Annotated in this window: 6 protein-coding genes; all 6 read left to right on the top strand. The window is 42.6% G+C overall.

Annotation, left to right across the window (positions count from 1 at the left end):
* Positions 1 to 96 precede the first annotated feature (96 nt).
* Positions 97 to 747 carry a hypothetical protein gene (locus tag EA392_00440; protein TVR42346.1) on the top strand — a complete coding sequence of 217 codons (651 nt, stop codon included), beginning with the start codon at positions 97 to 99 and terminating at the stop codon, positions 745 to 747.
* Complete coding sequence (locus EA392_00435) at positions 748 to 2,208, top strand: hypothetical protein (protein TVR42345.1); 1,461 nt, start codon at positions 748 to 750, stop codon at positions 2,206 to 2,208. It begins immediately after the preceding gene.
* A gap of 225 nt (positions 2,209 to 2,433) precedes the next feature.
* Positions 2,434 to 3,753 carry an ATP-binding protein gene (locus tag EA392_00430; GenBank protein TVR42344.1) on the top strand — a complete coding sequence of 440 codons (1,320 nt, stop codon included), beginning with the start codon at positions 2,434 to 2,436 and terminating at the stop codon, positions 3,751 to 3,753.
* Positions 3,737 to 4,432 carry an RloB domain-containing protein gene (locus EA392_00425; GenBank protein TVR42343.1) on the top strand — a complete coding sequence of 232 codons (696 nt, stop codon included), beginning with the start codon at positions 3,737 to 3,739 and terminating at the stop codon, positions 4,430 to 4,432. The genes EA392_00430 and EA392_00425 overlap by 17 nt, the downstream gene beginning before the upstream one ends.
* A 182-nt stretch (positions 4,433 to 4,614) precedes the next feature.
* Positions 4,615 to 5,706 (top strand): Fic family protein, encoded by a 1,092-nt coding sequence (locus EA392_00420; GenBank protein TVR42342.1) that lies wholly within the window; start codon positions 4,615 to 4,617, stop codon positions 5,704 to 5,706.
* Positions 5,703 to 6,936, top strand: a 1,234-nt coding sequence (locus EA392_00415) for an SAM-dependent DNA methyltransferase (GenBank protein ID TVR42341.1), incomplete at its 3' end; no start/stop codon positions are given. The genes EA392_00420 and EA392_00415, both read left to right, overlap by 4 nt.

Raw genomic sequence — 6,936 nt, 5'->3', positions numbered from 1 at the left:
CAACAAAAAGAAAACCGGGCGTGTGCTGGAAGGACGGACGTGGGATGAGATGCCGGAAATATTTGCACTAAACAGGAATTGAAAAATTAAGAGAAGATGAACCTTGCAATGCTTCCAGCTCGACAAAAGAGATTAGCTGACACTATTATCGAATGTGGATTTCGTCCTACAGAATTTGATTTTGAACCACTTTCTAATGAAGCCTTCAATTTGAAATACAAAGCAATTCCTGCGTTTCAAATGAAGTACCAAAAGGGCGGTAACCATAAAGGGTATTTCAATATTTCTCCAGGGCCCAACCAAACTATGCGTAAGGATATTGAAATCGCAGGTTTTGAAAAGACTCTTGTCTCCTTGAAACAATGGCTCGATTACTTAAGGGAAAATGTTGAAGTAGTAAATCCTTGGGATGAAGTTGAAAGTGTTAAGGACGAGGTTTTTGGAGATAGATTTGACTCGTACGAGGAATTGCTTGATGATGAAACAATTAAGATGTTTGATCAAAAGTTAACTATGCTTCTCGAATATTTCGAAAGTCAAAATGTAGATGTTGCTGAGATTAAAGAAGACATTGCCTTTTTGAAAACCGAGTCAAAGAGAGCGCCCAAACGATCACTTAGAAATCAATTTATGGGTATAGTTCTTTCATGGTTTGTAACTGGATTGGTACCGCCGGAAATCGTGCCTGAAGCAATGGAATACATTAAACGACTGTTTGCCAGTTTCAGATTGATTCAACTTCCGTAATTGATTAAAATGAGAAAGGATTGGGTTGAAATAGAATTGGGGCGGGTTTGTGTGAGAGCGACCAAGATAAAGAGAAAAGAAATGCCTCTTGAAGAATCATTCATTTACCTTGATATAGGAGCAATTGACAATGAATTGAGTCAAATTATTGATCATAAGGTTTATCAATGGAAAGATGCTCCGTCAAGGGCCCAACAAAAAGTAAAAGTTGGGGATGTGCTTTTTTCTACAGTACGAACATATTTAAAGAACATTGCTCAAGTTAGTAATCCTCATTATGACGATCAAGTTTGTTCCTCCGGGTTTACAGTGATCAGAGGAAGAAGCAACACACTACATCCTAAGTACATATTTTACACTACTCTTTATGAGGGATTTCTTCAACCTTTAAATGAGTTGCAAACAGGAACATCTTATCCAGCAGTGCGTGATAAGGATGTTTTAGCACAAAGGATTGCACTCCCACCCCTCCCCGAACAACGCGCCATTGTTTCAAAAATAGAACAACTCTTTAGCGGGCTCGACAACGGCATAGCCAACCTCAAAGCCGCCAAAGCAAAACTCGAAACCTACCGCCAGGCGGTGTTGAAAAAAGCGTTTGAGGGTGAGTTGACGAAGGCATGGCGCAACAGTCAGCCTAGTCTTTCAAATACTGCCCCTGAGAACCATGAGTTAAATATAGCCGCCGAACCAACAGAAGCATACCAAAACAATGGTGATCAAACGCAAAAGAAAAATCAAGGTTCAGACAAGTTGCCGGAAGGGTGGCGAGTTTTGGAATTACAAGACTTAATGGAAAGCGTAAAAAATGGTTTTTCGAAAAAGCCTGATGATGAAGGTAATTTTCCAATTTTGAGGATAAGCTCTGTTCGACCATCCAAAATCGACACAAATGATGTTCGCTACTTATTAGAACCTTTAGATGCAGGTTTTGAAGTAATGACTAATGACTTGTTATTCACGAGATACAATGGCAGTAGAGAATATGTTGGTGTTTGTGCTCGGGTTCCGATATTAGACAAAAAACTCTACTATCCTGACAAACTAATAAGGTGCAGGTTGAAGAATCCGAACACAATGCATTCTCAATATGTCGAACTCGCAGTCAACGTAGGTATTTCACGCCAGTTTATCAGAAAGCGAATTAGAACTACAGCGGGTCAGTCAGGGGTTTCAGGGTCAGATGTAAAAAGAATTCCAATCCCTATTTGTGCTATTGATGAACAAGTTCAGATTGTAAATGAACTGGTTTCTCAACTTTCAATATGCGACAAACTTTCCGAAAGCATTGATCAAAGCCTTGAGCAAGCCGAGGCCCTGCGCCAGAGCATTCTCAAAAAAGCCTTTTCGGGCGAACTGCTCACAGCCACAGAATTGGCCGCCTGCAAAAAAGAACCGGATTGGGAGCCGGCGGAGGAGTTGGTGAGGAGGATACAGAATCAAATAGGAAGAAAGGCATAAGCTTAAAATATCTACAGAGAGTTAACTTAACCAAGAAGCAACTACCGAGGAATACCCGGTTGTTCAAAAAGAGGGCAAACGAAATGTGCGCAGGAGAATCAAACATTTCGATAATGACATCGTCATAGTAGAGTCCGGTTTCCAAAAAGCTCAAATATGTTGTTAAAATTTGGCAGCTTGTCGATATTATCCCTTAATTTGTGGAAAAATCACAAATAAGGCGATATGCTGATAGAATTTAGTGTAGGTAATTTTTGGTCATTCCGCGAAGTAGAAACGCTGCAAATGCAGGCAGCCAAGATTTCCTCAGAAAATAAGGAGTTGGATGAGCGCAATGTCATTACCGTTTCGGATGATTTAAAGCTGCTCAAAACCAAAGCCATTTTTGGGGCGAATGCCAGCGGAAAATCAAATGTGTTCAGGGCAATTCTTGCAATGTTGCATATCATTGATAAATCGTTGAGTGACGAAGAAATTTTGGCCAAGAATATTATTCCTTTCGGACTCGATTACGAATCGGCTCAGGAGCCTACTTTTTTTCAGATCGTATTTGTATTGAATGAGACAATTTACCGCTATGGATTTGAGGCTTCCAGAACAGAGATTTTTTCAGAGTGGCTTTTTGCGAAACAATTGAACCCTAATGAATCCACGATTGAAAAGTATCTGTTCAAAAGAAGTGGGTTGGATATCAAAATAAACCCATTGACTCTCAGTGAGGCCAAGGATTTTAAAAAGTTTGAAAATGTGCCACTGTACAGAAGTAATTCTCTGTTTCTGGCTGTGTTGGCTGCCTGGAACCGGCCAATTGTAAAAGCAATTCATCAGTATTTCAGACAAGATTATTTTGCAAATCCCGGATTATCCGATAGTGTATCCTGGAATATCGCGGTACAAGAGTCAAGAAATTCTAATGTCAGGAAAAGAATTTTAAAGTTGCTTCAATCGGCTGACCCAACTATTGAAAATATAGACCTTTATGAATTGGATGAGACTAACGAATCATTTTTGAAAGTAGATGATAGTTCGTCATCACATAGAAAGGAGCAAAAAGAGAATCCTGCAGTTCTTTTGTTTAGAAAGGGAAGGAAAGAGGATGAGTTCTTTCCCCTGGAATTACATGCGCAGGAAGCTGAAGGAACCAAGAAACTTTTTGGTTTGAGCCCATTTATTTTTAAGTCACTTGAAAGAGGTGGTGTCTTTTTCATTGATGAATTCGATGCGCGGCTGCACCCCAAACTCACCCGAAAAATTATCGACCTCTATCACAATCCGGAAACGAACCCACACAATGCCCAGTTGATCTTTATTTCTCACGACACCAATTTGTTGGACAGAAACCTACTTCGTCGTGATCAAATTTGTTTTGCCAACAAGAAAAAAAATGGTGTCACCGAATTGTATTCATTGGTTGAAATTAAAGGAGTTCGTAACGATGCGTCGTACGAAAAAGACTATTTGCGCGGTAAGTACAGAGCGGTGCCGAACAATTTGAACGTGCTGGAGGACTCACTGAAAGACTTATACAATGCCGAAGAAGACTAAGGCAATAAAGAAAACCAATGAAGGTCAAGCGTGGGCAAGACGAAAAATGGAATCGAAGCCTTACCGGGTGGAGTCCAGAGAAATACAAAAATCGTTTGTGATTATTTGCGAGGGGAAGAACACCGAGCCCGCTTACTTCAGGTCGTTTAAGCTTGGTAATGCCGAAGTGAAAACCTTTGGAATAGGAATGTCAAAAACAGTTTTGGTTCAGCATGCAATCGCTATAAAAGAATCCTACGGGGATGACTACGAATATTGGGTGGTTTTTGATATGGACATTAAACCAGGCCAGCTATCCAATCAAAAAGAAGATGTCAATAAGGCTGTGGAAATTGCAGAGGGGAATGACATATACGTAGCGTTTTCTAATGATGCATTTGAGCTTTGGTTTATTTTACATTACGAGTATCTCACTTCTCAAATCACCAGAAATGAGATGTATAAAAAACTCAGTTCCAAATGGGATTGTAATTATGTGAAAAGCGGGAAGCGTCCCAGCTTTTGTGCGAAAATATACCAGCGTCTTCAGAGTGATCCAAAGGCGAGTCAAAAGGATGCCATCAAAAACGCCAAAAAGCTGGAAAGGCTCCATAATAAAGAGCAATTCGCCGACAAGAACCCATATACCAGTGTATATTTGCTCGTTCAGGAATTAAACCACTACCTAAACAATGACTGAATCCACCCTCATCTGCCTGATGCATTGATGCAAAGTGTAAGTTGCGCAAAAAGGGCTTCTCGAATTGTCAACTTCTCTCTGACATTTGTAAACCATTTGTAATACACTAGTATGTTTGTGTCCCAAAAATAGGTACATTTGGTTCACAAAAAGTTTACTAATTCACTTTTGGTTTACTAAACATGCAACCATTCGTCACTGATCAACTGCCTCTTTCGGATTTAGACTGGGCCGCATTTGTAGATATCATGGGTAAAGCAAATCGCTTTGTGGCGCGCTACGATGGTTTGCTGCAGTCCATTGTCAACCCAGACGTGCTTCTCTCACCATTGCGCACGCAGGAAGCTGTTCTGTCTTCAAAAATTGAAGGCACACAAGCCACACTCGAAGAAGTGATGGAGTACGAAGCGGTACAAAAAGCCAGTCCTGAGCGGTATGGAGATATTCAGGAGGTGATCAACTATCGCATTGCCTTGTCAACAGCACGTACTCAAATGGATACCAAACCCCTTAGCCTTGGTGTAATCCGGCAAATTCACAAGATATTAATGAGCGGGGTGCGTGGCGAGAGTAAAGACCCTGGAAATTTCAGACGGATTCAAAACTGGATTGGAAGTCCGGGAAGCACTATTGAGAATGCGCGTTTTGTGCCACCAGCGGTTCCCCACATGATTGACGCTTTGAGCAATTGGGAAAAGTATTTGCACACCGAAGAGAAAGATGTGATGGTGCAGTTGGCCATTGTTCACGCTCAGTTTGAGATTATTCACCCGTTTATGGATGGCAATGGTCGGATTGGCCGAATATTAATACCGCTGTTTTTGTTTCATAAGGGGATTATTCATCAACCGGTTTTTTACATGAGTCAGTACCTTGAGAACAATCGGCGCGAATACTACGATGCACTAAAGGCCATTACCGATGAAGGCAAATGGACGCACTGGATTCGTTTTTTCCTGGAGGGAATTGTACAACAGGCCGAAAAGAATATTGATCAAACGCGGAAGGTGCATCAATTGTACGACACAATTAAAGTACAGATGGCCAGCCAAACACATTCACAGTTCTCCATTCAATGTCTCGATTTCATTTTTTCTACCCCGATATTTAATACTACGGAATTTCATCGCAGGTCGGGGGTGCCAAAATCCAGTGCTGCGAGATTGCTCAAATCCATGGAAGAAAATGAAATTATCGAATGCATGGAGAAAGGTGTGGGCCGTCGTCCGAGCCTGTTCGTATTCAGAAAACTATTAAAAATCATCAATCAATGACCGAATCCTCCCTCATCTCCAAAGTCTGGAATTTTGCCAACGTGCTCCGCGATGACGGCGTGGGCTATGGCGATTACCTGGAGCAAATTACCTACCTGCTGTTTTTGAAAATGGGAGATGAAATGAGCAAACCGCCGTACAACAAGAAAGTCGATTTTCCGCGGATAAAAGATGCCGATGGAAATGAAATTCCGGACGGCCCGTTGTGCAACTGGGAAACCCTGAGCAAAAAGCGCGGTGCCGAGCTGGAGGCATACTACACACAGATGTTGCGTTCGCTGGCCACCGAAAAAGGTATTCTCGGTCAGATTTTCACCAAAAGCCAAAACAAAATTCAGGATCCGGCCAAGCTGCTCAAGGTGATTGATATGATTGGCAAAGAGCAGTGGACGATGGTGGGGGCAGACATCAAAGGCGATATTTACGAAGGACTGCTGGAGAAAAACGCTGCGGACACCAAAAGCGGAGCAGGGCAGTACTTCACGCCACGTTCGTTAATCAAAGCCATGGTGCAGTGCGCAGCGCCCGAGCCGATGAAAACCATTCACGACCCGAGTTGCGGAACGGGCGGTTTTTTCCTTGCCGCTTACGACTACATTACCGATCATCACCAGTTGAACCGCGAGCAGAAAGCCTTTTTAAAGAATAAAACCTTTTCGGGCAACGAGATTGTGGCCGGTACGCGCCGTCTTTGCCTGATGAATATGTTTCTGCACAACATTGGCGAAATTGACGGAGACACCTTCATTTCTCCCAACGATGCACTTATTGCCGATGAAGGAATTCGCGTAGATTACGTGCTGGCCAATCCGCCATTTGGCAAAAAGAGCAGCATGACCATCACCAACGAAGAGGGCGAGCAGGAAAAACAAGACCTCAGCTATAACCGCCAGGATTTTTGGGCCACAACCAGCAACAAGCAGCTCAACTTTTTGCAGCACATTCGCAGTTTGCTGAAAATCGACGGCAAAGCCGCAGTCGTGCTTCCCGACAATGTGCTGTTTGAAGGAGGAGCGGGAGAAACCGTCCGAAAAGAATTGATGAAAACCACCGAACTGCACACCATCCTCCGATTGCCGACGGGTATTTTCTACGCTCATGGCGTGAAAGCGAATGTGTTGTTTTTCGACAACAGACCCGCTTCAAAAAAGCCGTGGACACAAGAAGTGTGGGTATATGATTACCGCACCAATGTGCACCACACGTTGAAAAAGAAAACCATGCAGCTTT

The sequence above is a fragment of the Cryomorphaceae bacterium genome, assembly GCA_007695365.1.
Lineage (GTDB): Bacteria > Bacteroidota > Bacteroidia > Flavobacteriales_D > SKUL01 > SKUL01.
The sequence above is the reverse complement of the archived record's forward strand: the minus strand, read 5'-3'. Positions and strand labels throughout refer to the sequence as shown.